24 protein-coding genes are annotated in these 26079 nt (G+C 65.0%); 15 read left to right on the top strand and 9 right to left on the bottom strand.

All coding sequences use genetic code 11. The annotated features are described in order from the left end of the window. Positions 1 to 58: 58 nt before the first annotated feature. Complete coding sequence (locus U1769_RS12850; protein ID WP_332716488.1) at positions 59 to 415, bottom strand: VanZ family protein; 357 nt, start codon at positions 413 to 415, stop codon at positions 59 to 61. Positions 416 to 426: 11 nt separating this feature from the next. Continuing rightward, positions 427 to 1095 carry an HAD-IA family hydrolase gene (locus U1769_RS12845; RefSeq protein ID WP_332716487.1) on the bottom strand — a complete coding sequence of 223 codons (669 nt, stop codon included), beginning with the start codon at positions 1093 to 1095 and terminating at the stop codon, positions 427 to 429. 72 nt (positions 1096 to 1167) lie between these two features. Here U1769_RS12845 and glmU point away from each other — a divergent pair, with 72 nt between their 5' ends. The 7 genes from glmU (at position 1168) to U1769_RS12810 (ending at position 9261) form a co-directional block, all read left to right on the top strand. After that, positions 1168 to 2526, top strand: a complete 1359-nt coding sequence (gene glmU, locus U1769_RS12840; protein ID WP_332716485.1) for a bifunctional UDP-N-acetylglucosamine diphosphorylase/glucosamine-1-phosphate N-acetyltransferase GlmU — start codon at positions 1168 to 1170, stop codon at positions 2524 to 2526. Next, positions 2523 to 2834 carry a hypothetical protein gene (locus U1769_RS12835; RefSeq protein WP_332716483.1) on the top strand — a complete coding sequence of 104 codons (312 nt, stop codon included), beginning with the start codon at positions 2523 to 2525 and terminating at the stop codon, positions 2832 to 2834. Before glmU ends, U1769_RS12835 begins: the two co-directional genes overlap by 4 nt. Positions 2835 to 2856: 22 nt before the next feature. Continuing rightward, the gene (gene glmS / locus U1769_RS12830; RefSeq protein ID WP_332716480.1) at positions 2857 to 4680 is read left to right on the top strand and encodes a glutamine--fructose-6-phosphate transaminase (isomerizing); all 1824 of its coding nucleotides are present in this window, start codon (positions 2857 to 2859) and stop codon (positions 4678 to 4680) included. A 105-nt stretch (positions 4681 to 4785) separates the two neighbouring features. Further along, positions 4786 to 6132, top strand: coding sequence for an aromatic ring-hydroxylating oxygenase subunit alpha (locus tag U1769_RS12825; protein WP_332716478.1), 1347 nt, complete (start codon positions 4786 to 4788; stop codon positions 6130 to 6132). Then, positions 6129 to 6626 (top strand): aromatic-ring-hydroxylating dioxygenase subunit beta, encoded by a 498-nt coding sequence (locus tag U1769_RS12820; protein WP_332716474.1) that lies wholly within the window; start codon positions 6129 to 6131, stop codon positions 6624 to 6626. Before U1769_RS12825 ends, U1769_RS12820 begins: the two co-directional genes overlap by 4 nt. A gap of 68 nt (positions 6627 to 6694) precedes the next feature. Then, positions 6695 to 7675: an alpha/beta fold hydrolase gene (locus U1769_RS12815; protein ID WP_332716472.1), complete on the top strand. Its 981-nt coding sequence runs from the start codon at positions 6695 to 6697 to the stop codon at positions 7673 to 7675. Continuing rightward, positions 7672 to 9261, top strand: a complete 1590-nt coding sequence (locus tag U1769_RS12810; RefSeq protein WP_332716470.1) for an FAD-binding oxidoreductase — start codon at positions 7672 to 7674, stop codon at positions 9259 to 9261. The genes U1769_RS12815 and U1769_RS12810 overlap by 4 nt, the downstream gene beginning before the upstream one ends. Here the strand turns inward: U1769_RS12810 and U1769_RS12805 are convergent. The 4 genes from U1769_RS12805 to U1769_RS12790 all read right to left on the bottom strand — a co-directional run bounded on the left by U1769_RS12805 (position 9236) and on the right by U1769_RS12790 (position 13892). After that, entirely contained in the window at positions 9236 to 9547 is a 312-nt protein-coding gene (locus tag U1769_RS12805; protein WP_332716468.1) for a hypothetical protein, read from the bottom strand. The two genes, U1769_RS12810 and U1769_RS12805, sit on opposite strands and share 26 nt — an antisense overlap. 142 nt (positions 9548 to 9689) lie before the next feature. Next, positions 9690 to 10760, bottom strand: a complete 1071-nt coding sequence (locus tag U1769_RS12800) for a hypothetical protein (RefSeq protein ID WP_332716466.1) — start codon at positions 10758 to 10760, stop codon at positions 9690 to 9692. After that, a complete protein-coding gene (locus U1769_RS12795; RefSeq protein WP_332716464.1) occupies positions 10757 to 11173 on the bottom strand; it encodes a DUF4383 domain-containing protein in 417 nt (138 codons plus the stop codon). Before U1769_RS12795 ends, U1769_RS12800 begins: the two co-directional genes overlap by 4 nt. Before the next feature lie 145 nt (positions 11174 to 11318). Continuing rightward, positions 11319 to 13892, bottom strand: coding sequence for a TonB-dependent receptor (locus U1769_RS12790; protein WP_332716463.1), 2574 nt, complete (start codon positions 13890 to 13892; stop codon positions 11319 to 11321). Between the two features lie 118 nt (positions 13893 to 14010). On the opposite strand from U1769_RS12790, the gene U1769_RS12785 reads away from it, so the two are divergent. After that, entirely contained in the window at positions 14011 to 14907 is an 897-nt protein-coding gene (locus U1769_RS12785; protein ID WP_332716461.1) for an ROK family protein, read from the top strand. A gap of 10 nt (positions 14908 to 14917) precedes the next feature. On the opposite strand, the gene U1769_RS12780 is transcribed toward U1769_RS12785, so the two are convergent. Next, positions 14918 to 15331, bottom strand: coding sequence for a vgr related protein (locus tag U1769_RS12780; protein ID WP_332717576.1), 414 nt, complete (start codon positions 15329 to 15331; stop codon positions 14918 to 14920). Positions 15332 to 15387: 56 nt separating this feature from the next. Further along, entirely contained in the window at positions 15388 to 15828 is a 441-nt protein-coding gene (locus U1769_RS12775) for a copper chaperone PCu(A)C (protein ID WP_332716459.1), read from the bottom strand. A 157-nt stretch (positions 15829 to 15985) separates the two neighbouring features. Between U1769_RS12775 and dnaK the strand changes: the two genes are divergently transcribed. The 6 genes from dnaK (at position 15986) to U1769_RS12745 (ending at position 24007) form a co-directional block, all read left to right on the top strand. Further along, entirely contained in the window at positions 15986 to 17890 is a 1905-nt protein-coding gene (gene dnaK / locus U1769_RS12770; protein WP_332716456.1) for a molecular chaperone DnaK, read from the top strand. 64 nt (positions 17891 to 17954) lie between these two features. Then, positions 17955 to 19070 carry a molecular chaperone DnaJ gene (dnaJ, locus tag U1769_RS12765; RefSeq protein WP_332716454.1) on the top strand — a complete coding sequence of 372 codons (1116 nt, stop codon included), beginning with the start codon at positions 17955 to 17957 and terminating at the stop codon, positions 19068 to 19070. Positions 19071 to 19595: 525 nt separating this feature from the next. Then, entirely contained in the window at positions 19596 to 20609 is a 1014-nt protein-coding gene (locus U1769_RS12760) for a glycosyltransferase family protein (RefSeq protein WP_332716452.1), read from the top strand. Further along, a complete protein-coding gene (locus U1769_RS12755; protein ID WP_332716450.1) occupies positions 20606 to 21244 on the top strand; it encodes a class I SAM-dependent methyltransferase in 639 nt (212 codons plus the stop codon). Before U1769_RS12760 ends, U1769_RS12755 begins: the two co-directional genes overlap by 4 nt. After that, positions 21244 to 22815, top strand: a complete 1572-nt coding sequence (locus U1769_RS12750) for an ArnT family glycosyltransferase (RefSeq protein WP_332716448.1) — start codon at positions 21244 to 21246, stop codon at positions 22813 to 22815. Before U1769_RS12755 ends, U1769_RS12750 begins: the two co-directional genes overlap by 1 nt. Positions 22816 to 22882: 67 nt before the next feature. Further along, positions 22883 to 24007, top strand: coding sequence for an acyltransferase family protein (locus U1769_RS12745; RefSeq protein ID WP_332716446.1), 1125 nt, complete (start codon positions 22883 to 22885; stop codon positions 24005 to 24007). A gap of 32 nt (positions 24008 to 24039) precedes the next feature. Here the strand turns inward: U1769_RS12745 and purB are convergent, their stop codons facing one another. After that, positions 24040 to 25353, bottom strand: a complete 1314-nt coding sequence (purB, locus tag U1769_RS12740) for an adenylosuccinate lyase (protein ID WP_332716444.1) — start codon at positions 25351 to 25353, stop codon at positions 24040 to 24042. 205 nt (positions 25354 to 25558) lie between these two features. Between purB and U1769_RS12735 the strand changes: the two genes are divergently transcribed. Next, a complete protein-coding gene (locus U1769_RS12735; RefSeq protein ID WP_332716441.1) occupies positions 25559 to 26074 on the top strand; it encodes an EF-hand domain-containing protein in 516 nt (171 codons plus the stop codon). Positions 26075 to 26079: the final 5 nt, after the last annotated feature.

The raw sequence follows: 26079 nt of genomic DNA, 5'->3' as shown, positions 1-26079 counted from the left end.
GTCTGTAGCCATTCGTCGGCGTCCCGGCCACCCATTGGCCAACGGCGGCGGCGCGTCGCTATAGCCGGATGAGGCGGCGCTCGGCGCGGGCGCGGCGGAACAGGGCGGCAATCGACAGGACGAGAACGATCACCGCGGTATCGGCGACCCAGTCCCTGATATCGCAGTCGCGGTGCAGCGCGGGGATCGATTGTATCAGTTCGATCATCGCGCCTAGGAAGGAGAGGCGCTCGCCGATGCGCAGCAGCGGCGTCTCGGCGTAACCCAGCGCCGCGCACGCGGCGAGCGTACCGAAGGCGAGCATATGTTCGAACTTGTCGCCGAACTGGTCGATCGGAGTGTGCGGAGGCTTGGGAAGGACCGCCATGACCACTGCAAACAGCAGCGCCCCCCAGAATGCGGCCTTTGCCGCCAAAGCGCGATCGATCAAACGGTCAGCCTTTCGAGCGTCGGAATCAGTTCGCCATAGCTGTGGATTACGGCGTTCGCACCCAATTCCTCGGCGGGTTGCGGCGGAAAGCTGACGGCAATGCTGGGAATGCCGGCATTCTTTGCCGCCGCGATATCGTAGCGCGAATCCCCGACAAAGGCCGCGCGGCCGCCGCCGCACCGGCGAATCATTTCGTCTATCGGCGCACGGTGCGGTTTGGCCAGGCCGTCGCCCAGCGTATCGCCGCCGATTACCACGTCGAAGCGATCGCCGAGGCCAAGCGCGTCAAGCAGCTTTACCGCAAGACGTTCGACCTTGTTGGTGATGATGGCGATCTTCACGCCGCCCGCCTGCAGCGCGTCGATCGCCTCGATCGCGCCTGGAAAGGGGCGGCTTTCGACCGCGATATGCGCTTCATAATAGGCCAGCAGCAGCCCCACGAGGCGGTTGAACTCAGCCTCGCTGCATCCGCCGCCCGGCGCCATGCTGAGTTCGAGCATATGCCTGACACCCCCGCCGGTATTCGCGCGGACCTGCTCGACCGTCAGTGTCGGCCGGCCTGCCGCCACCAGGGCGTGATTCACCGCTGCGGCGAGATCGCCGCTGGTATCGAGCAAGGTGCCGTCGAGATCGAACCCGACGATATCGAATGAAAACTTCGTCATCATCGCCGCGCCTGCCAGTCACACTATGGAAATGGCAAGCCAATCATGGCAGGGCCGCCGCTTGGAGGCTCAATGACCCGTCCTGTTGCTGCGATCATCCTTGCCGCCGGCAAGGGCACGCGCATGAAATCCGATCTGCACAAGGTGCTCCACCCGATCGCCGGGCGCCCCATGCTGCTTCACCTGATCGACAGCGTTGCGGCGCTCGCGCCGGCGCGTACGGTGGTGGTGACGGGCGCGGGCCGCGAACAGGTCGAGGCAGCGGTCTCGCCGCTCGGCGTGATGACGGTGGTGCAGGCAGAGCAGCACGGCACCGGCCATGCCGTCCACCAGGCCGAGGAGGCGATGGGCGGCTTCGGGGGCGATGTGCTGATCCTCTATGGCGATGTGCCGCTGGTCACGACCGCGACGATGGAGCGGATGCTCGAACGGCTGCACGGCGCGGACGATCCTGCGACGGTGGTGCTCGGCTTCCGCCCGGCCGAGGCCGGTGCCTATGGCCGGGTGATCGCCGATGCCGATGGGCGCATCGCCAAGATGGTCGAATATAAGGACGCGACGCCCGGGGAGCGCGCCGAGACCTTGTGCAATTCCGGCCTGATGGCAGTGCGCGGCGAGGACCTGTTCGCGCTGCTGGCGCAGGTCGGCAACGACAATGCGGCGGGCGAATTCTATTTGCCCGACATCGTCATGCTGGCCGGGCGGGAAGGGCGGATTTCCGCCGTGATCGAGACCGACGCGGCGGAAGTGGCCGGCGTCAACAGTCGTGGCGAGCTGGCCGCGGTCGAGGCGAGCTGGCAGCAGGCGCGCCGCGCCCGGGCGATGGCCGAGGGCGCGAGCCTGATTGCGCCGGATACGGTATGGTTCGCCTTCGATACGGTTATCGGCCGCGATGTCGTGATCGAGCCCAACGTCTTTTTCGGCCCCGGCGTCAGCATCGCTGACGGCGCTGTGATTCACGGCTTCAGCCATATCGAGGGCGCGACGATCGGCGCCGGCGCCGAAGTCGGCCCGTTTGCGCGGCTTCGCCCCGGCGCGGTGCTGGGGGAGCAATCGAAGATCGGCAATTTCGTCGAGATGAAGAAGGCAGTGCTGGGGGCCGGTGCGAAAGCGAGCCACCTGACCTATCTGGGCGATGCGGAGATCGGTGCCGGCGCGAACATCGGCGCGGGTACGATCACCTGCAATTATGACGGGTTCTTCAAATACAGGACGGTGATCGGCGAGGGGGCGTTCATCGGATCGAACAGCGCGCTGGTCGCGCCGGTCGCGATCGGCGCCGGTGCGATCGTCGGCGCGGGCTCAGTGATCACCGCCGATGTTGCGGCCGGCGATCTGGCGATCGCGCGCGGCAAGCAGGAAGTGCGGCCCGGCCGAGGTGCGCGTTTTCGTGACGTCATGGCGGCGAAGAAGGCCGCGGCGAAAAAGTGAGCGATCGTTACGCCGGAAAGCCTTTTTTGAAGCTGCTGGACTGCTATGTTCTCGAAGCGATCGGCGCGCTCGATGACCGGTCGAGCGCCATGATGACGTCGATGGAACCCAAGCTGCGGGAAATCTATCAACGACCCGGGACCTGGCTGGAAATTGTCGAGGCCGAGATGCAATTCCCCGAGACGATGCCGGATGAAATCCACAGGGTCTGGGAAAAGGGGCGGCCGGCTTTTGTCGCAGCCCAGGGAAGCGAGCCCGACCCGCTGACATTTACATGGGCGTTCGTCGACACCAACTTCGCGAACTGACCTCTATCTAAGGTACATTTCTATGTGCGGGATCGTTGGAATTCTCGGCAAGGGGCCCGTCGCGGATCGGCTGCTCGATGGGCTGAAGCGGCTCGAATATCGCGGCTATGATTCGGCGGGCATGTGCACCGTGCATGACGGCGCGTTCGATCGGCGTCGCGCGCCGGGCAAGCTGGTCAATCTCGCGGCCGAGCTGGCCCGGGATCCGCTCCCCGGCGACAGCGGCATCGCGCATACCCGCTGGGCGACGCACGGCGCGCCGACGGTCGACAATGCCCATCCGCACATCGTCGGCGACGTGGTGCTGGTCCACAACGGCATCATCGAGAATTTCAAGCCGCTGCGCGACGAGCTGATCACCGAGGGGCGCCAGTTCCTGAGCCAGACCGACACCGAAGTCGTCGCTCACCTGATCGATCGCGAACTGGGGCGTGGCTTCAAGCCGCGCGAGGCAGTGGCGAACGTGCTGCCGCGCCTCCACGGGGCCTTTGCGCTCGGCGTGATGTTCAAGTCCGAGCCCGATCTGCTGATCGGCGCCCGGCTCGGCGCCCCGCTGACCGTCGGCTATGGCGACGGCGAGAATTATCTCGGTTCAGACGCGCTCGCGCTGGCCCCGCTGACTCAGCGCATCGCCTATCTCGAAGAGGGCGACTGGGCAGTGATCCGGCGCGAGGGCGTGCAGGTCTATGACAAGGACAATGAACCGGTCGAGCGGCCGATCGTCAATTCGGGCGCGTCCGGCCAATTGATCGACAAGGGCAATCACCGCCACTTCATGCTCAAGGAAATCTACGAGCAGCCAGTGGTCGTGGCGCAGACCCTGCGGTCCTATCTGCGCCCGCTCGAGGAGCAGGTTGCGCTGCCCGACATGGAGTTCGATCTCGGCTCTGTCGAGCGCGTGGCGATCGTCGCCTGCGGCACGGCTTCCTATGTCGGCATGATCGGCAAATACTGGATCGAGCAGCTCGCGCGCGTCCATGTCGAGGTCGATGTGGCGTCGGAGTTCCGCTACCGCGATCCGGTGCTGACGCCGAACATGCTCGGCATCGTCATCTCGCAATCGGGCGAGACCGCCGACACGCTCGCGGCGCTGCGCCACATGAAGGCAGCCGGGCTGACCACCGCCGGCATCATCAACGTGCCGACCAGCTCGATGGCGCGGGAAGTCGATCTGCTGCTGCCGACTCATGCCGGGCCGGAAATCGGCGTCGCCTCGACCAAGGCGTTCACCTGCCAGCTCGCCGTGATGGCCGCGCTCGCGACCAATCTCGCTCGGGCCAAGGGCATGCTGACCGAACAGGTCGAACGCGATATCGTCCATCACCTGCAGGAAGTGCCCCAGGCGATGAGTCGCGCGCTGGCGCATGACGAGGAAATCGCGGCGATGGCGCCGAAGATCGCGGCGGCGCGCGACGTGCTCTATCTCGGGCGCGGGCCGGATTATCCGCTGGCGCTCGAAGGCGCGCTGAAGCTCAAGGAAATCAGCTATATCCACGCCGAAGGCTATGCTTCGGGCGAGATGAAGCACGGTCCGATCGCGCTGATCGACGACAATGTCCCGCTGATCGTGATCGCCCCGTCCGGTCCGCTGTTCGACAAGACCGTCAGCAACATGCAGGAGGCCCAGGCACGCGGTGCGCAGGTCGTCCTGATCTCCGACGCCGACGGCATCGCGCAGGCCGGCGAGAACACCATTGCGACGATCGAGATGCCCAAGGTCCATCCGCTGATCGCGCCCCTGGTCTATGCCGTGCCGGTGCAGTTGCTCGCCTACCATGTCGCGGTGGCCAAGGGCACCGATGTCGATCAGCCGCGCAACCTCGCGAAGAGCGTGACGGTGGAGTAATCTGCCCGCGCAGACTTCGTTGATATGGATAGGACGTTGTCGCTATTGATATGCTTTGATGGCCGGGCAGCGTAGCATGTCGACCGCATAAGGAGGGGGGGGTGCATGACGAAAGGCTTCGCCCTTCGCGATCTCATCGACGATCGGCCGCGGGATGGCGTATTCCGGGTCAACCGCGCCCTGTTTCGCGATCCCGCGCTCTTCGCGCTCGAAATGAAGCATGTGTTCGAGGGCGGCTGGGTTTTCATCGGCCTGTCCACTCAGGCCGAGCATCCGCACGATTATTTTACCGGGTTCATCGGCCGCGTGCCGATCATCGTCAGCCGCGATGGCGAGGGCGCATTGCGCTGCTTCGTGAATGCCTGCCCCCACAAGGGCGTGCGGCTTGTGCAGAAGCTGTGCGGGAATGCGCGCCGGCACGTCTGCCCCTATCACAGCTGGACGTTCGACAGCGCCGGGACCAACCGCAACATCAAATGGGAGAAAGCGGGCTGCTATGCGGCCGGTTTCGACGAGGAGAATCACGATCTCGCATCGGTCGCGCGGTTCGGCGAATATCGCGGCTTCCTGTTCGCCAGCCTGAATGCCGAGGTGCCGAGCCTCGAGGAGCATCTGGGCGAGACGCGCAAGCTGATCGATCTCGTCGTCGACAAGGCGCCCGAGGGTGTCGAACTGGTCCCCGGCCGGGTTACCTTCACCTATGCGGCCAATTGGAAGATGCAGCTCGAAAACTGCTCCGACCAATATCACTTCACGTCGACTCACCCGAGCTACATCCGCATCCTGGATCAGCGCGCCAGGGATCAGGCACCCGAACTGGTGCAGGCGGCGTTCGGCGCCGCCGATTTCTGGCAGGAGGATGCGAGCGGCGTCACCGGCGGAACCTACAGCTTCGATCACGGGCATGTGCTCAACTGGGGCGTGATGCCGGTATCGTCGGCCCAGCCAACCTATGAGCGCGCCGACCAACTGGCGCGCGAGTTTGGCGCCGCGCGGCGGAACTGGATGTTCAACATGCGCAACCTGACGATCTTCCCGAACATGCAGGTCGCGGAGAATGCTTCGAGCCAGCTGCGCGTCATCCGGCCGATCGCGCACAATCTCACTGAAATGCAGACCTGGTGCATCGCGCCGCGGGGGGAGAGCGCCCAGGCGCGGACGTTGCGCATTCGCCAATATGAAGATTTCTTCAATCCGACCGGCATGGCCACGCCCGACGACACGGTCTGTTACGAGGAAGCGCAGCTCGGCATGGCGGAGCAGGAAAGGCCGTGGCTGCAGGGCCATGCGCGCGGGCTCGCCGCTTCGGTCGCAGGCGGCAACGCCTATTCCGACATGATCGATCTCAGGCCGGCGCGCAGCGTGCTCGCCGATGCGCAGCTGTGCGACGAGAGCCTGTTCGGCAGCTATTATCGCGCCTGGGCGGCGCGGATGGCAGGCGCGCTGTCATGACGTCACTGGGGCAGGCCGAGGCGGCGGCCTATCTGTATCGCGAAGCGCTGTTTCTCGATCGGCTGGATTTTGACGCCTGGCTCGATCTCTATACCGCCGATTGCCTGTTCTGGATGCCGGCATGGCGGGATGATGGCACGCAGACCGAGGATCCCGACCGGGAGCTTTCGCTGATCTTCTATCGCGGCCGGCGCAATCTGGAGGACCGTGTCCAGCGGATACGCTCCGGCGTCTCGGTATCCTCCGCGGTGATGCCCCGCGTGGCGCACCTGATCGGCAATGTGCTGTCCGAGCCGGTCGACGATATCACGACTCGGGTCGATTCTTCCTTCATCGTCAACGTGCAGGATCTCAGGACCAATCGCAGTCACGCCTATTTCGGCCGCTACGAACATGAGCTGCGCCTGGAAGGCGATGGGTGGAAGATCTCCCGCAAGGTCATCCGCCTGATGAACGATGTCATACCGACCATGCTCGATGTGTACGGAATCTAGGAGCGGCGGCGTGCGATCATCACGCGGAGGGTGACGGTCCGGTAAGATTTGCCTCATATCGTCGGAAGATGGGCAGGGGGATCTCGATCGGCGGCGCGTTGCGCTTCGCTTGGCGGCTGGCCCTCGGCCTGGTGCTGGTCGTCATCGCGATCCTGCTCCTGTTCCGCGTCGCCGCGGCCATGCGCGAGCATGACGACGCAATTCCCGCCAGCTCGACTCTGATCGCGACGCCGCTCGGCCGCGTGGCGGTCGCGCTGTCGGGGCCAGAGAACGGAACGCCGGTGCTGATCGTGCCGGGTACGGCGGGGTGGAGCGGCTTCTGGCGTGGCGTCTCGCTCCATCTTGCGGCGCGGGGCTACCGCGTGATCGCGGCCGACGTGCCGCCCTTCGGATATTCCGATCGCGATCCGCAGGCGCGCTATGACCGGCCGGCCCAGGCGGCGCGGCTGGCGGCGGTGTTGCAGACGGTGGCGGGCAACCAGCCGGCGATCGTCGTCGCGCACAGCTTTGGCGCGGGGGCGGCGACCGAACTGGCATTGCGCGCGCCGACGCGGGTGCGGCAACTGGTGCTGGTCGATCCCGCGCTGGGGCTGCTCGATCCGCCGGCCCACGCCGGTTCGGGCGTTCTTCCATCCATCGTGCTGCAGCCCGTTGTCGCCGCAACGCTGACCAATCCGATGGCGACGTCATCGCTGCTGCGCCCGATGCTGGCGCGCAAGGAAGCGGCCGCGCCCTGGATCGATACGATCCGCGCGCCGATGCGGCGGAGCGGTTCGACCGCGGGCTATGCCGCCTGGACGCCGGCGCTGTTCGCCGCGACCGATGCGGGCCTCAGCCGGCGCAGCGCTGGCCTCGCCGGGATGAGGCCGCCGGTCGCGCTGATCTGGGGTGAGGCCGACACGGTGACGCCGATCGCGCAGGGAGAAGCTCTTGCGAGAATTTTTCGCGCGCGGAGCTTTCAGCGGCTCCCGGGAGTCGGGCATATCCCGCATATCGAGGATCCGGCGCAGTTCCTTGCTGCGCTGGACCGGGCCATGGAGGCATCATGAAACGCAAGAAGCTGCTGATCGGCGTATCGGTGATCGCGCTCGCCGCGGCGAGCGCGGCCTTCTACGCGCTGCCGCTCGCTGCCGATCCGGTCGCGGCAAAGGATTGTGGCGACATCCTGCCGCCATTGCCCGCACTCGCCGGGCATGCGGCGAGCGTTCCGGAACCGGCCTGGTCGCAGCGGGGCGGCACGGTCAACGACGCCAGCTGCCTCAGCCGCACGCCGGTTGCGGGCGTGGTCGCGGTGCGGTCGGAGCAGGATGTGGCCGGAGCGATCGCTTATGCCCGCGCGCATGGCCTCACCGTTTCGCCGGCCGGCATGAAGCACAGCATGGGCGGCCAGGCCTTTCGCAAGGGCGGGGTGGTGCTAGACATGAAGGGGATGAACGCCATCGCCCTGGATGCGGCGACGCGGACCGTCACCGTCGGCGCGGGCGCGACGTGGCACGATATCCAGAACGCGATCCATCCGCGCTTCGCGGTCAAGGCAATGCAATCGACCGACATCTTCACCGTCGGCGGCTCGATCTCGGTCAACGCGCACGGCATGGATCACCAGGCGGGCGCGGTGATGGGATCGATCCGCAGCTTGCGCGTGATGCTGGCCGACGGCAGGATCGTGACGGTGTCGCGGACCGAGAATCCCGATCTCTTCCGACATATCGTTGGCGGCTACGGTTTGTTCGGTGTGATGCTCAGCGCTGAACTGGAGGTGGTGCCCAACGACGTCTATCGCTCCGAGCGCGCGCTGATCGACTATCGCGCCTTCCCGCAGACCTTCGCGAAGATCGAGGCCGATCCCGCGATCGGGCTGACCTATACCCATCTCTCGACTGCGCCCGGCTCGCTGCTGCAGGAGGCATTGGTGTACAGCTACCGCAAGGTGCCGGCGGATCAGGGCCTCGCGCGCGCGCCACTGGCCGAAGTGAGCTCGACGAAATTGCGCCGCCTCACCGTCAATCTCGCCAAGCGTAGCGACTTCTTCAATTCGGCCAAATGGTGGTCGGAAAAGCATATCGAGCACCGGCTCGAGACCTGCACCATCACCCGCGCCCAGGCGATGGGCGACGGGGAGGCATGCCTCGTTTCGCGCAACGATCCGATGCATGACAGCGTCGCCTATCTGCGCAACGCGCTGCCGGCCGAGACGGACATCCTGCACGAATATTTCATCCCGCGCGATCGGATCGTGCCGTTCATCGATGCCATGCGGATCCTGTTCCGGGAGCAGAAGGCCAATCTGGTCAACGCCTCGATCCGCGCGGTCGATACCGAGCCCAATGCGCTGAGCTATGCGCCGGCGCCGGCTTTCTCGATTGTGCTCTACCTCAACCAGAAGACCGATGCGGAAGGTACGAAGGCGATGGCGAAACTGACCAGCGACCTGATCGATCTGACCGCGAAGGAAGGCGGGCGCTTCTTCCTGCCCTATCAACTCCACTACACGCCGGAGCAGCTGCGCCGGTCCTACCCGCAGATCGGGGATTTCTTTGCCGAGAAGCGCCGCTGGGATCCGGACGGGCTGTTCAGCAACAGCTGGTATGCGCGCTATGCGCCGGCGTTCAGCGCGCCGGTGGCGAAGAGCTGAAGCAACCAGCGCCGATCCGGCCCTCGATCACCAGCCGCGCTCCGTTGCGGTAAAGCGCTGCGGCGAAGCCGGGCTTGTCGGACCGTGCCAGGGTCGCCCCGTCGCGTATCTCCACCACACTTCCGCCCGCGGCCGCGATCGCGCGCAATGCTCGCGCCCGATCCCCAACCACCGCAACCTGCCGCGCCGACCCCACAAAGGGCATGGCGAGCATGATCGCGGTCCAGCCGCCCAGCACCAGCGCGACGCGGGCGGCGATGCGGAAGAGGTTTTTGGGATGAGTCATGGTCGGAGATCATGCTTCCCCGGCGAAGGCCGGGGCCCAGATGGAAAACGGAAGGGAACGGCCGATTCGCGTCGTTACCGGTGTCCCCCACCTGGGCCCCGGCCTTCGCCGGGGAAGGGTCGCAGGGGCGGCGCTGGATGTCTTAATAATCATAGACATGCTCGACCGTCCCGCCGCGCGCCTTCACCGTGCGGAGCAAAGCGAGCAGCTTCGGGACCTTGGTGGAGACGCCGTAGCGCTGCCACCCGGGCCGGTCGGCCAGCGCCTGGGAGATCAGCACGGTGCCATCGGCGGGTTCCGGCGGGGCGGTCGCGAGCAAGGTAACGAGGATATCGTCATTGCCGGAAATCTCGATCACCTCGATCGGTGACGCGGCGAGCTTGCCCAACAGATCAGTGAATTGCGCATAGCGCGGCGCCTCGACCACCGTCAGCCCGCCGGCAGTGCGGATCGGCTTCAGCCGCGGGTCGATCGCCTGGATCGCGCCTGACGGGCCCTTCGCCACGAACCACAGCTTTGGCGCCGCCGGCTCCATCGTCGCCCCGGCAGCAGACCCGATCAGCTTCGCATAACCCGCCTTCACCCCATATTCGGCGCTGAGCGCGAAACGCCGCTCGGCATGCCGCAGCCGGTTCTCGCTGTCCGCAGTCCGCCATTCCCCGCGCAGCACCTTGCCGAACGGGAACATATACCAGGGCGTCTCGTGCATGAACTGGCCGTATGCGCGCTGCACGTTGGCCGCATAATGATCATCCGCACTATGCCAGCCGCCGGTCCATTCGAAGAAGCGCCCGATCAGCCGTTCATACGCTGCCTTGACCGCCATCTCGACTGTATAGCTGATCCCGATCGTATAGATCATCATCTTGGCGTCGCCCGCATCGCCGCCGACGGTCGCTCGGTTGAGCGCGCAATAGCTCGACCAGAAGCCGCCGATATCGCCGCCGAACGCGTAGCCGCTGGGGCGCTGGGCCGCGGTGAGGTGACGGCCATAGCTCTCGGCCGAATAGACGATGTGCCATTCGGGATAGGTCAGGAAAGTCCGCGCCTCGGGCCGACGTTCGGCCGGCTGGAGGATGGGCTTGTAGGGCGCAGCCGGGTTGAAGCCGGCGATCGGCGACTGGCAACCGATCTCGATATAGGCCATCGGCAGCAGGATCGTGGCGGCCAGCAGGCCGCCGACCCCGATCGCGACCTTCCAGCGGCGCTTCATGCCGCGACGGTGGGCTGACGCGCGAGCCGATAGCCAACCCAGATCGCGATGCCGCCGATCAGGAGGTGCGGCAGGTTGGCGAAGAAGCGGATCGTCATCGACAGGTCGAGCGGCCCGTAGAGGAAGATGCCGCCGTCGAGATAGCCGCTGCCGGTGATCAGCCCGAGCACTCCGTCCAGAAAATAGAGCGGCCCGAACAGCCGGAAATAACCGCGCGACGCGCGGTAGGAGAGCCATGCGGCGATCCCGGCCCAGATGCCCGAGGCGAGATGCAGGCTGTCGTCATAGAGATCGAGCTTGAACAGCCCGAACAGATTGCCATCGGCGTCATGGAAGCCGGGCACATAGCCGATCGCGACCACGCCAACGAACAGGGCGAAATAGCCCCAGGCGAACATCCTCACTCGATCCATGCGCGTCCTCTCCCGGTTGCACGGCTATCCTGCCGTGGGGAGGTAAAGAAAGCGATGCGAAAATAGCGGGATGGCGCCGATTCCCGGCCAGCGCCACCGCGTCTCCTGGCAAGCCCGGAAGACGCGGTGGCCGTCGCGCTCGACTCTAGAAGAACAGTTTCCGGATGCTGAGCCGTACCGTCCGGCCAAGCGGATCGAGATAGTCGGGCCGATAACTGACTGGCGTCCCACCACTCGCATCGGTCACGCGCTGGCGGCTGTTGAAGATATTGCTGACGCCGAGCGTGACCCGAGTGCCGCGCAACCAGGGATGCTTCTTGATCAGCTCCAGCCGCTGCCCGAAATCGGCGAACAGACGGACGTCGAGCGTGCCGAGCCCGGAAAAGTCCAGCTGTTCCGGTGCCGCCGGCGTGCCGCCGTTGACCTGGGTGCCGGTTGCGTACTTGCCGGAGAAACGCACGCCCATGCCGTTATTGGTATATCCGGCCTGCGCCTCGAACTCATGGCGGGATTGGCCGCCGCTGCCGCTGATCGCGTCGCCATCGAGCAGGTCGAGCCGTGGTCCGCCGTCCTGCACCAGCACTTCATCCGCGAAATGCCAGGTATGGTAGAGCGCGAACTGAAGCCTTCCGCCGCCCTGCGCGCCGCCTCCGAATCCACCACCCCGGCCGCCAAAGCCGCCGCCTGGACCGCCCGGACCACGCCCGCCGAAACCGCCGGCGCGCTGGCCACCTTCGCCGGGCGCTCCGGGAGGGGCCGCGCCATCGGCCGGCGTGCCGCCATTGCGCGCGCTGCCGTCTGGCTGAGTCGCCGGTCTGCCTTCGCCGCCTTCGCCGCGCCGCTGGCCGCCGGGCGGCCGTAGCCCAGCGAACGGATTCGGGCCGGTTCCGGCGCGGAATGCCTCCAGTTCCTTCTGGACCTTCGATTTGATCGCCTTGGAGAAATTGATGCCCCAGCGCAGCTGCGATCGGTTGCTTTCAGCGAAGTTGATCGGCCGTGTGTCGAGCTGGAGGAGCTGGCCCGACGACGGATCGCGGATGATTCTGCCCGGAAAGGCCGCCTCGATCGCCGCCGTCGCGGCCGGGAAGGCGGTGATCGGGTTGTCGGTCCGGCTGGTCACATAGTTGGCGGTGAGGCTGAGATCGGTCTGCGACCAGGGCTTAAGCGTCAGGCCTATCTTGGTCACATGGTTGTTGCTGGCGATCAGATTGGGATTGCCGCCGGTGAGTGTGGTGACGTCGACGGTAGTGCCCTGGACATAGTCGAACACGCGCGCGTTCGGCGTGATGATCACCGGGTTGCCGATTTGCTGCGCGGTCGGTGCGACGTCCTGGTCGGTATGCGAGACGATCAGACGGATCGCGTCGATCGGTATCCAGTTCGCGCCATAGCCGAGCGTCTGCATCGTGCCGAAGTCGGACAGATGATCCTCGGCCAGGTTGAAATTCGCAGAAAGCTTGCCGAGGAACGGCAGGACGTTGTTCGATTTGCTGGCGATCGGCACGTCGATATTGATTTGTGCGTTGACGGTGTCGCGCGAGACCGAGCCGAGCGTTTCGCGCACCAGATCGGCCTGATCACGATCCCGGCGATAGGATCGCGTATCGAATCCGCTGGTGTCGGCGCCGAGCTTGATGCTGGTAGAGATGTCACCTGCCGGCAACTTGAACAAAGGCCCGTTGAACAGCGCATCGACGCCCGCCGTATTCGAAACACCGTAAGCGCGATTGGCCGGCGCCGCGCCAGTACCTGTGGTGGAGATGTCCGTGTCGCTGAAGCTCTTGGTTTCGCTGCGATCGTAATTGCCGGTCACCGACCAGTGCCATTTAGGGCCAAGCGCACCGTTGAAGGTGGTGCCGAGATGAGTGGTCAGCGTCGAATTGCGCTGCTGAAGCGGCAGCACGCCATCGACCGCCGGGTCGGTTACCCCCTCGGGCAAACCGTTGGCGCGGTTGCTGTCGGTATATTCGAGCCGCCCGTTGAGCGTCGCCGATACCTTGCCGATCGATCGCGCATAAACGCTGTTCGCCGCGAAATCGCGGCTCGAGGCAAGGAGGCTGCGATAGGGATCGGCACCGGGGATATCGCGCTCATCCTCGGTCAGGCCCGATTGCGCTTCATATTCCAGGTGCAGGTTCAGGCGGCCGTCGCCGCGGATGTGGAGCAGGTCCAACTCACCTTCGGCATCGTTGCGCCCGCCCGCGGTCGGTACGCGATCGGCCAGTTCGATCGTGGTCGCGCGGAAGCGGCGGCGCAGCACGATGTTCACCACTTTCTGGTCGGCGCGATAGCCATATTTCAGTGCGACTTCCTCGGGCAGGATGTCGACGCGCGCGATCGCCTCGGTCGGGATGTCGCGAATCTCGGCGAATCCGGAAATACGCTTGCCGTTGAGCAACACCACCGGCGCACCGCCGCTGCCGCGTCCGCTGGTCGTCTGCGGCGACAGCTCGGTGAGCAGGTCCGCCACCGAGCTGACCCCATAGGACCGGATATCGGCCGGGCCGAGCTGCTGCTCGGGCGGGATGTCGCCGATCACCGCGCCGGGCAGGTTGCGCTGCCCCCGGACGATGATGTCGGGCTCCTCGATATCGCTCTGGTCGTCGGCCTGCGCTGCGCCGGGCTCACCGACCGGCGGCCGCTCCGGTGCGGTCTGCGCGGCCGCCAGTGCCGGGACGCTGGCCGATGCCAACAGGAAAAGGATACCGAAACGCCGCATGATCACTCCCAATTCGAACAGTGACGGCGTCCCTAACCGCCATTTGTCGCAAGAATGTGCCGGTTCGCGCATTGCTGTATGATTGACAGGATCTTGGCGGGCAGCGGATAGCGGGCTGATGGCCAATCCCCTGATCGCCGGAATCGAACTTGGCGGGACCAAATGCATCTGCATTCTGGGATCCGGACCCGAGGATATCCGCGACGAGGTGCGGATTCCCACGACCAGTCCAGACGAGACGCTGGCAGCGATCGAGGCAGTGCTCGATCGCTGGACGGGCTATCAGGCGCTGGGGATTGCGAGCTTCGGCCCGGTCTCGATCGATCCGGCGGCCGGTGATTACGGTTTCATCACCGCAACGACCAAGTCAGGTTGGTCGAATACCGATGTCGGCGGACGTCTCGCGCGCCGGGCGGGCGTTCCGACCGGCTTCAACAGCGACGTTGCCGGGGCGGCGTTGGGCGAGGGGCGCTGGGGCGCGGCACAGGATGTCGCCGATCACGCCTATGTCACGGTCGGGACAGGCCTCGGCGTGGGACTGGTGCTGGCGAACGCACCGACTAACGGCCTTACTCATCCCGAGCTCGGTCATATCCGCCCGGTGCGGTTGCCGGGCGACAGCTGGGCTGGTTCCTGCCCGTTTCACGGCGATTGCGTGGAAGGCCTCGCCTCGGGCACGGCGATTCGCGCGCGCTCCGGCCAGGGTGCCGAGCAACTGGCAGCGGACGATCCGGTCTGGGACGGCGTCGCCCATGCGCTCGCGCAGCTGGCGCATATGCTGGTGCTGACCGGGATTCCGCGGCGAATCGTGATGGGGGGCGGGGTGATGACCGGCACGCCGCACCTGTTTCCGCTGATTCGCCGCAAGCTGCTCGACAGCCTTGGCGGCTATGTCGCAGCACCCGGCCTCCTGCCGGTCGAGGCCTATGTCGTGCCGGCCGCGCTCGGCAACCATGCCGGGCCGCTCGGCGCGATCGAGCTGGGCAATCGCGCCCTTGCCGGCATTCGCCGGTAGGGATTTCGCTTCAGGCCAGCCGCCCGAACGGCAGCATGTCCTCGTACGTGTCGAGCGAAGGTGCGCCGATCACCCGGCCGCCATGTCGCAGCAGGAAGGCGTGGCGCACGATCTCGGCCTGTTGCTCGATGCCGTAGCGCTCGAAGCGCAGGCCCGGCCGAATCGCGTAATCGTAGCGGCAGAAGGGATGGCGGCGGAGCGGGAGCATGATGCCCTGCTGATGCTGCCAGACATGGACCATTTCATGAATGAACAGCCCCTGGTCATCGAGCCCGGCAGCGGCGAAATCGTCGCGGTAGAGCGTGCCGTGCGGGTGGAAATGGAGCGACCCGCGCGGTGCCATCACCGTCTCGCGCGGCTGGAAGAATGCCCATTTGCGCCGGACGATGCCGACCTGGGCATAATCCACCGCATCGCCGAACATGCTGCGGGAGAGCGCGATCTCGCCTTCGGTCAGCCGGCGGCGAATCGGATCCGCGGTCACTGCCCGGGGGCGGGATCGCCCGCGCCGACGGCGGTGGCCTTGTAGGTGATGCGCTGGCCGTCAGCGAAGGTGAAGAGCAGCGGCACCGGGGCACCCGGCTTGATGCCGGGATTCACGTCGAACAGCATCACATGCTTGCCGCCCGGTGCGAAGACGATCTTGCTCGCCGCGGGCAGGGCAACCTGCTCGATCGGCTTCATCGCCGACATCGCGCCCGATGTCACCGTTTCGTGCATCTCCGCCTTGATCGCGACGTCGCTCGAAATGCTGATCAGAGTCGCATCGGCCTTGCCGCCGTGCAGCGTGAAATAGGCGCCGGCCGGCCGGCCGGGCGCCGCCGGCAGGCGCACCCAGGCGTTGGTCACGTGGATTTCCGTGGGGCTGCCGCAGCCGGCCAGCGCCAGCAGCACGCCGAGGATCGTAACGATACGCATCATATTCTCTGGTCCGGGAAATCTTGAAAGGTCATCTACGCAGTCGAAAATCTTGCGGCAAGCGAAAGCCCCCCTATATCGCCAGCAGTGAGCGTCGCGTCGCCCAATCCGGGGGCGCGGCCGAGAGTCAATTTTTTGAAGACGGGGGCCGACGAGGACCATGGCTAAAGTTATCGGAATCGATCTGGGTACGACCAACAGCTGCGTTGCTGTGATGGAGGGCGGCAAGCCCAAGGTTATCGAAAATGCGGAAGGCGCGCGTACCACGCCTTCGATCGTTGCGTTCGCCAAGGATGGCGAGCGGCTGATCGGTCAGCCGGCCAAGCGCCAGGCAGTGACCAATCCGGAAAACACCATCTTCGCAGTGAAGCGCCTGATCGGCCGCCGCTTCGACGATCCGGTGACCAAGAAGGACACCGAGCTGGTTCCCTATCACATCGTGAAGGGCCAGAATGGCGACGCCTGGGTCCAGGCTGGCGGCAAGGATTATTCGCCCGCGCAGATCTCCGCCTTCACGCTCCAGAAGATGAAGGAAACCGCCGAGGCCTATCTCGGCGAGACGGTCACTCAGGCAGTCGTTACCGTGCCTGCCTATTTCAACGACGCGCAGCGCCAGGCGACCAAGGACGCCGGCCAGATCGCGGGCCTCGAAGTGCTGCGCATCATCAACGAGCCGACAGCGGCGGCGCTGGCGTACGGCCTCGACAAGCAGGACGGCAAGGTCATCGCTGTCTATGATCTTGGCGGCGGCACCTTCGACATCTCGATCCTTGAGATCGGCGACGGCGTGTTCGAGGTGAAGGCCACCAATGGCGACACCTTCCTCGGCGGCGAGGATTTCGACGACAAGCTGCTGCGCTTCCTGGCGGAGGATTTCCGCAGGGCCGAGGGCATCGACCTGACCAAGGACAAGCTGGCTCTCCAGCGCCTCAAGGAAGGCGCCGAGAAGGCCAAGATCGAGCTGAGCTCGGCCGCGACGACCGAAGTCAACCTGCCCTTCATCACCGCCGATCAGAACGGCCCGAAGCATCTGGTCAAGACGATCACCCGCTCGGATCTGGAGCGCCTGGTCGAGGACCTGATCCAGCGTACGCTGGAGCCGTGCCGCAAGGCACTGGCCGATGCCGGGCTGAAGGCCGCGGACATTGCAGAGGTCGTCCTGGTGGGCGGCATGACGCGCATGCCCAAGGTTCGCCAGGTCGTGAAGGACTTCTTCGGCAAGGATCCGCACACTGGCGTCAATCCCGATGAAGTGGTCGCGATGGGCGCGGCGATCCAGGCCGGCGTGCTGCAGGGCGACGTCAAGGACGTGCTGCTGCTCGACGTGACTCCGCTGTCGCTGGGCATCGAGACGCTGGGTGGCGTTTTCACCCGCATGATCGATCGCAACACCACGATCCCGACCAAGAAGTCGCAGACCTATTCGACTGCCGATGACAATCAGCAGGCGGTGACGATCCGCGTCTTCCAGGGCGAGCGCGAAATGGCCGCGGACAACAAGATCCTCGGCCAGTTCGATCTGGTCGGCATCCCGCCGGCGCCGCGCGGCGTGCCGCAGATCGAGGTCACGTTCGACATCGACGCCAACGGCATCGTCAACGTGTCCGCCAAGGACAAGGGCACCGGCAAGGAACAGCAGATCCGCATCCAGGCCTCGGGTGGCCTGTCGGATCGCGACATCGACCAGATGGTCCGCGATGCCGAGCAGTTCGCCGAGGAAGACAAGAAGCGCCGTGAGGCAGCCGAGGCGCGCAACACGCTCGACAGCCTGATCCACACCACCGAGCGTCAGCTCGCGGAGAATGGCGACAAGGTCGACGCATCGCTCAAGTCCGAGATCGAGGCCGCAGTCGCGACGGCCAAGACGGCGGTCGAAGGCGGCGATCCCGAAGTGATGCGCGAGCAGGCCAATACGCTGCAGCAGGTGGCGATGAAGCTTGGTCAGGCGATCTACGAGAAGCAGGCCCAGTCCGAGGCTTCGCCGGCGGCTGAAGCGGCGCCCGAGGCGCCTGCCGAAGACGTGGTCGATGCCGAATTCTCGGAAGTCGACGATACCAAGGCGTAACCTGTTGCGGTCCCCCCGTTGTTCCTGCCAGAAGCAGGAATGACGGGGCGGGCGGGGGCCATAAATGACCACCGAAGTTGATTTTTACGAGCTGCTGGAATGCGAACGCGGCGCTGACGATGCGACGCTGAAGGCGTCCTATCGCAAGCTTGCGATGAAGTATCACCCGGACAAGAATGACGGGTGCAAGGATAGCGAATCGCGGTTCAAGGCGATCAGCGAAGCCTATGACTGCCTCAAGGATCCGCAGAAACGCGCAGCCTATGATCGGTTCGGCCATGCCGCTTTCCGCAATGGCGCGGGTGCCGGCGGCGGTGCGCAGGATTTCGGCGGGTTCAGCGATATCTTCGAGAATATCTTCGGCGAGTTCATGGGCGGCGGCCAGCGCGCCTCGCGCGGTCCGCGTCGCGGCGCCGATCTCCGCTACGACATGGAGATCACGCTCGAAGACGCCTTCAAGGGCAAGTCGACGGACGTCACGGTCGACGTGTCGGCGTCGTGCGATGCCTGCCACGGCACCGGCGCCAATCCCGGAACCAGCGCCAAGCCCTGCGGCACCTGTGCCGGCCATGGCAAGGTCCGGGCGCAACAGGGTTTCTTTGTGGTCGAGCGGACCTGCCCGAGCTGCCACGGTGCCGGCCAGGTGATTTCCGATCCTTGCAGTTCGTGTCGCGGCGAAGGCCGGGTCGAGAAGACCAAGACGCTCACCGTCAATATCCCACCCGGCGTCGACGAAGGCACGCGCGTGCGCCTGACCGGCGAGGGCGAGGCCGGCATGCGCGGTGCGCCCCCGGGCGATCTCTACATCTTCCTGCACGTGCAGCGGCATGCGCTGTTCGAGCGCGAGGGCACGACCTTGTTCGCACGCGCGCCGATCAGCTTCACCACCGCGTCGCTGGGCGGCGAGATCCGTATTCCCGGTCCTGACGGGGAGCGCCATACGATCAAGATCCCGGCTGGCACCCAGAGCGGCCGCGAGCTGCGTCAGCGCGGTGCCGGCATGCCGGTGTTGCAGGGGCGCGGACGCGGCGATCTGGTGATCCGCGTTGAAGTGGAGACGCCGACCAAGCTGAGCGCCAGGCAACGAGAATTGCTCGAGCAATTCCGCGCGACCGAGACCGGCGAGGAGAATCCGCAGACGGCGGGGTTCTTCAAGAAGGTGAAAAGCGCGCTGGGTTAGAATCGTCCCCGTGCCGCGCGCGGGGACGCGTAGGGCTGGAGATAACTCGACGGCCATCGTCCGCCCGGCCAGCGGGACGGGCAGCGAAAATTCGTAATAGGGTAATTAGCCGATCCCGCCGGCCCAAGCCGCCCCCTGTCTCAAAGGGGCGACGGGCCGATGGATCAGAGGCTTACGACCTCGACCACCAGCACAAGGGCCGTGAACGTCAGCATGGTGCTGACCACGGTTTCCAGGAAGCGCATGGTAGGGTCTCCGATGCCGGAACAGTCCGGCAAGGGCTATGTGGAGATTGTTGCGAGCTCTCGCAATATTATTACGCGCCTTCGCAGTTGCAGCATTTGCACTCGTCTCATCGATGAAAAGAAACGGTTCGCCTCACCCGGCCTGTAGCGTACCGACAGATCTCTTCCCAGCGCTCCAACCGCGGCTCCGTCGCATCGCGTGGCAAAACATTTAACCAATTCTGCGTAGCGACGGTGAAGCGCCGGGTGGTTCGTGCCCGGGCGATCTGGAGCAATGAGAATGGTGGAGCGTTTTCCGGTAAGGGCCACCAACCGGCATCCCTTCCAGAAGCCGCTGCTGCTGTACGGATTACTCTGCTTCGTCTTCGGGCTGGCCATGTATCTCACCGGCGTGCTGCTCGTCTTTCCGCGCTATCTGCTCAACCTGCATGCGCTGCTCGATCCGGTCGCCGAAGCCCTGGTCTGGTATAGCGGCGTACCGATCATGATCGGGATCACGCTATCGCTGTTCGACCTGCTCTATATGCACCAGCACAAGAAGCCGAACGTGCCGGTGCGCTTCACCCCGGTGAAGCGCCGGCGGGTGACGGTGGCACTGACCGCCTATAATGACGAAGACAGCATCGCCGGCGCCGTCGAGGATTTCCTGCTGCATCCGCTGGTCGAGCGCGTGATCGTAGTCAGCAACAACAGCATCGACCGCACCTTCGAGCGGGCGGGGGCCGCCGGCGCGATCACCTTCAACGAGCTTGCGCCCGGCTATGGCCGCTGTGTGTTCCGCTGCCTGACCGAGGCAGCGCGCTTCGACGACACCGAGTTCGTCGTGCTGTGCGAGGGCGACAGCACGTTCCGGGCCTATGATATCGAGAAGCTGCTCGCTTATGCGCCGCACGCCGATATCGTCAACGGCACGCGGACGGTCGAACCGCTCAGGCAATATCTGACTCAGCTGAGCGTGTTCATGTATTATGGGAACATCTTTGTCGGTAAACTGCTCGAGGCCAAGCATCTTGGCCGCGGGACGATCACCGACATGGGCACGACCTATAAATTATGCCGGCGCGACGCGCTGATCCCGCTGCTGAAGGAGCTCAACCCGGCGGTCAATCTCGAGTTCAACGCGCATTTCCTCGACAAGGCCTTTTATCATGACCTGGTCGTGCTGGAATGCCCGATCACCTTCCATCCGCGGATCGGCCTGAGCAAGGGCGGCAACGTCAATGACTGGCGCGGTCTCGTTGTCGGCTGGCGGATGATCATCGGGCTGTTGTCGGACTGGAAACGGTACGCGTGAGCGGCGATTATCACGGGTCTCGGCTGGCGCCCGACCAGCGCCGTAACGCGGTCTGGGCGGCGCTCTGGCGCTATTTCTTCCGCTTCCGGATCGCGGCCGGTGCCTGTGTGCTCGATCTCGGTGCCGGCTATGGCGATTTCATCAACAATGTCGTGGCGCGCCGCCGGATCGCGGTCGACACCTGGCCCGGCCTTGCGGCGCAGGTCGACAAAGCGGTCGAGGTGGTGATCGGCCCAGTCACTGACCTTGGCGCGATCGCCGACGGCACGGTCGATTACGCCTTCGCGTCCAACCTGTTCGAGCATCTCCCCCAGGAGGCGCTGGTATCAGCGCTGGCCGAAATCCGGCGCACGCTCGCGCCCGGCGGCACGCTGACCATGTTGCAGCCCAATTACCGCTATGCCTATCGCGAATATTTCGACGACTATACCCATGTCGCGGTCTATTCGCATATCAGCCTGGCCGATCTGCTGCAGGCGCATGGCTGGGACGTGATCGAGGTCAGGCCGCGCTTCCTGCCGCTGACGGTCAAGTCGCGCCTGCCGGCCTGGCCGATCCTGGTCTGGATTTATCTGAACCTGCCGGTCAAGCCGCTCGGCAAGCAGATGCTGCTCGTCGCGAAGCCGGCGCCGTGATGCTCGACACGACGGCTGCTCTGACCGGTCCGCGCGCGGCTCGACGCGGCGGCTGGCCGCGCCGGCTGGTCGGTGCCGGGCTCGCGATCGCGGTGCTGCTGATGCTCGCCAATCTCGGCAAGCTGTTGCTCGCGGCCCTGGTCGCGCTCGGCTACCCCTATGATCTCGATTATGGCGAGGGGATCGTCTGGCAGCAGCTGCGCAATATCGTCGCTGGCACCGGCTATGGTCCGCTCGGCGTCTATCCGGCGATCGTCTATCATTATCCGCCGGTCTATCATTTGACGACCGCGGCGACCGCCTGGGCTTTCGGGCTCGACCAGCTGTTCGCTGGCCGGCTTGTGTCGCTGCTGTCGACCGTCGCGATGATGGGTCTGGTCGGAAGGCTGGTCGTCTCGGCGATGCCCCGCGGCGAGGACCGCGTATTGCAGCTGGCCGCAGCGGCTATAGGCGGCCTGTGCCTTGCCTCGATCCCGTCGATCCTGAGCTGGGCGTTCCTGATGCGAGTCGACATGCTCGCCTGTGCGCTGACCCTGGCCGGGCTTGCGCTCGGCATTCGCGCGATCGAACGGCCATCCGCCATCCCGTTCGCCGCGCTGGCGTTCGTGCTCGCTATCTATACCAAGCAGACCTCGATCGCCGGACCGATTGCCGTGTTCGCCGGCCTGTGGCTGGTCAGGCCGAGGGCGGCGATTGCCCTGTTCGCCTGCTGTGCCGGCTTGGGCCTGATCGCGCTGGGCGGGCTGAGCCTGGCCAGCGATGGCGGCTTCCTGCGCCATATCCTGCTCTACAACATCAACCGGCTCGATCTGTCGCGGATCGATTTGCTCGGCTGGATCCTGACGTCTCAGGCGATGCTGATCGCGATGGCGGCCTTTGGCATCGTTGCGACCTGGCGGCGTCTCGAGCTGGGCCGCCCATTGGCGCTGCGGGCGAAGCTGGCCGGCGACCCATCGAAGGCGGCCCCGCTCATCCTGCTGCTGTTCCTCGCCGTGAAGACGATGATGCTGCCGATGATCCTGAAATCGGGATCGAGCGACAATTATATCATCGAATGGTCATGCGGCATGGCGGTTTTCGTCGGACTGGCGGCAGTTCCGGTGCTGAAATTCGTGCGAGACGGCACGGCGGCTCCCTCGCTCGTCCTGCTGCTGCTGTTCGCGGTCGCGCTGCCGGTCACCGCCTGGCAGACTCCGGCGTCCGAGCCCGACGCGGCGGGCGCGCGGTACCAGGGCGCGCTGATGGCCGGGGTCGTGACCGACATCCGCGCCTCGGCCAAGCCGGTGATCAGCGACGATATGGTCCTGCTGATCCGCGCCGGCCGCGACGTGCAATGGGAGCCGGCGATTGCCGCCGAGCTGGCGCATGGCCGGGTCTATGACGAGGCTGCCTTTGCCGGCATGGTGCGCCGGCACGCCTTCGGCTTCTTCATCACCCATGACGGCCCCGGCGCGGTCTTCTTCAAGCAACGCTACAATCCGGTGGTGGCCGACGCCATCGAGGCTGCCTATCCGCGCCGACGGCAGGTGGGGCCCCTAGTCTATCATCTGCCGCCGGCGGGGCAGCCATGACTCAGGTCCGTTAATCATCTTCGGCTAGACGTCAGCGGCGCCGCGATAGGGCGCGAGGGGTTTGGCCATGCGATCTTCGACCGGGCAGCACTGGATCGCTCTTGATCATGTGCGCGCTTTGGCTGCGTTCAGCGTCTTCACCTGGCATTTCATCCATGGCGAGACCGGCTATCCGGTTGCGCTGGAGGGTGCGCCGGCCTTGTTCCCGCTTGCGATTCTCGACGAGGGTCATGTCGGCGTCTCGCTGTTCATGGCGCTGTCGGGGTATCTGTTCGCCAAGCTGCTCGACGGTAGATCGATCGATTATGCGATGTTCTTCTGGAACCGCTTTCTTCGCCTCGCGCCGCTGCTCATCCTGGTGGTCGTCCTGGCCGATATCGGGCGGGCGCTGAACGGCGAAGGGTCCAATCCATGGCCTTATTGCCGCGAGTTCGTCCTCGGCTTCCTGCGTCCCGTCCCACCACTGCCCAACGGCGTCTGGTCGATCGTGGTGGAGACCCATTTCTACCTGGTCCTGCCGCTGCTGATGAAAGCCTCTGCTTCATCCCGCGCGGCGCTGCCGATTTTCCTGTCGGCGGCGATCCTGATGCGGGGCCTGTTCTTTCTGGAGGGCGGCACTGTCCAGGTCATGGCGTATTGGACGATCGGCGGCCATATCGACCAGTTCCTGCTCGGCATGCTCGCCTTTCGCTATCGGCACCTGGTGCAGCGGAATCACGTGGCGGCCGCGGCGGTCGCGCTGGCCTTTGCGCTTTTCTATTACGGGTTCGATCAAGCCGGTGGCTATTATCATGTGGGCGATACCCGTCCCGGAGCCTCGCTGTGGATCATCCTGCCGACGATCGACGGCATCGCCTTTGCCACTCTGATCGCTTATTATGACAGCAGCTTCACGCCGCGCGCCGACGGTATTTCGGGGCTGATCGCCAAAGCGGGCGCCTACAGCTATTCTATCTATCTGCTGCACGTCTTCGTCGTGTTCGGGGCGGCCGACTTCATCAACCGGCATATGATGGATCTCTCCAACTTCTATGTCGCCTGCCTGTGGTCGCTGCTGTGCTTCGCTGCGATGGCACCAGTCGGAATGCTGAGCTTTCGCTACCTCGAAGCGCCGTTCCTGCGGTTGCGCCGGCCTTATAGCCGCGCCGCGGCTGCGGCATCGGCACCGCAGTCGATATTGACGTCCGGATAGGCCTGCCGAGCCCGAACGCCCCGCCGTTACGATCAAGCGTCAGGCGCTTCCCCGAACACCCGGGCGAAGATCGTGTCGACGTGCTTCAGGTGGTAACCAAGGTCGAACTTGTCGTCGATCTCTGCGGTCGAGAGCGCCGCCGTCACTTCGGGATCGGCCTTGAGCAATTCCTGCAGAGACAGCGCGCCGTCCGACTCCCACACCTTCATCGCGTTGCGCTGAACCAGGCGATAGGCATCCTCGCGGCTTACCCCGGCCTGAGTCAGCGCAAGCAGCACGCGCTGCGAATGGACGAGCCCACCCATCTTGTTGAGGTTCTTCTCCATCCGCGCGGGATAGACGACCAGCTTGTCCATCACGCCGGTCAGCCGTGCGAGCGCGAAATCCAGCGTGATCGTCGCATCGGGCCCGATATAGCGCTCTACGGACGAGTGACTGATGTCTCGCTCGTGCCACAGCGCGACATTCTCGAGCGCCGGCGTCACATAGCCGCGCACCATGCGGGCGAGGCCGGTCAGGTTCTCGGTCAGCACCGGATTGCGCTTGTGCGGCATCGCCGACGAGCCCTTCTGGCCGGGCGAGAAATATTCTTCCGCTTCCAGCACCTCGGTGCGCTGCAGATGGCGGATCTCGGTCGCGAGGCGCTCGATCGAGCTGGCGATCACGCCCAGCGTCGCGAAGAACATGGCGTGGCGATCGCGCGGGATGACCTGAGTCGAAACGGGTTCGACACTCAGGCCCAGCTTCTCCGCGACATAGCTTTCGACGAACGGGTCGATATTGGCGAAGGTGCCGACCGCGCCCGAGATGGCGCAGGTGGCGACATCGGCCCGCGCCGCCACCAGGCGCGCGCGGTTGCGGTCGAACTCGGCATAGGCCTGGGCCATTTTGAGGCCGAAGGTGACCGGCTCGGCATGAATGCCGTGGCTCCGCCCGATCGTCGGGGTCAGCTTGTGCTCGATCGCCCGGCGCTTCAGCACGACGAGCAGCGCGTCGATATCGGCGATCAGCAAATCCGATGCGCGCGCGAGCTGCACCGCGAGGCACGTGTCGAGCACGTCGGACGAGGTCATGCCTTGGTGCATGAAGCGCGCTTCCGGCCCGACATGTTCGGCGACGTTGGTCAGAAACGCGATCACGTCATGCTTGGTCTCGCGCTCGATCTCGTCGATCCGGTCGACCTCGAACGCACCCTTTTCCCAGATCGCCTTGGCGGCTTCTTTCGGCACCACACCCAGTTCCGCGAGCGCGTCGGTTGCATGCGCCTCGATCTCGAACCAGATGCGAAAACGAGCCTCGGGCGTCCAGATGGCGACCATGTCGGGGCGTGAGTAGCGTGGCACCATTGCAACGGTTCCTGAAATTCCGGTTTCTGTTCGTCGCGAATCTTGAACGGAGTCGCGATGAGGCGCGCGTTAGCAGGGACGAGGCGACGCTACAAATCGCGAAATAATGAACTATCTCGGTGGTTGAGGGGTTCTAATACCAAGTGATCGCAACAGGGAAAAGCGACCACGAAGAAATTCTTGAAGTCACACCACGGAGAGAATCATGTTGAAATATATTCTACTTGCCAGTGCCATGACCATTTCGGCTCCTGTTCTTGCGCAGGATAAGCCTGCCGATAGTCAGGTCGCACCGACTACCCAAACAGCGCCGACGCAGACTGCACCGGAAGCTACGCCGGCGAGCCCTGATCCTGCGGCAACAGATCCCGCCGCGACGGATGTGGCCTCGCCGAACGAGACGGTAGCGGAGGCGGCGCCGGCCGATCCAGCCGCGGCCCCAGTCCAGACGGCGGCGCAGCCGGCAACCAAGGCTGACCAGATCGCTCAGGTCGTGAGCACCGAATTCCCGTCCTATGACAAGGATTCGAGCGGTTCGCTCAACGAGACCGAATTCAGTTCCTGGATGGTCGCCCTGAAGACGGCAAGCGATCCGACGACCAAGGCGGAAAGCGCCGCGACCAAGACGTGGGTCAACCAGGCCTTCGCCACCGCGGACACCGACAAGAACAAGTCGCTGTCCAAGACCGAGGTCACAGGGTTCCTGACCCAGGGCTCGTAACACAG

It is taken from the genome of Parasphingomonas zepuensis, from assembly GCF_036663735.1.
Classification (GTDB): domain Bacteria; phylum Pseudomonadota; class Alphaproteobacteria; order Sphingomonadales; family Sphingomonadaceae; genus Sphingomonas.
Note: the sequence above shows the minus strand (reverse complement) of the source record. Positions and strands in the feature narration are given on the sequence as shown.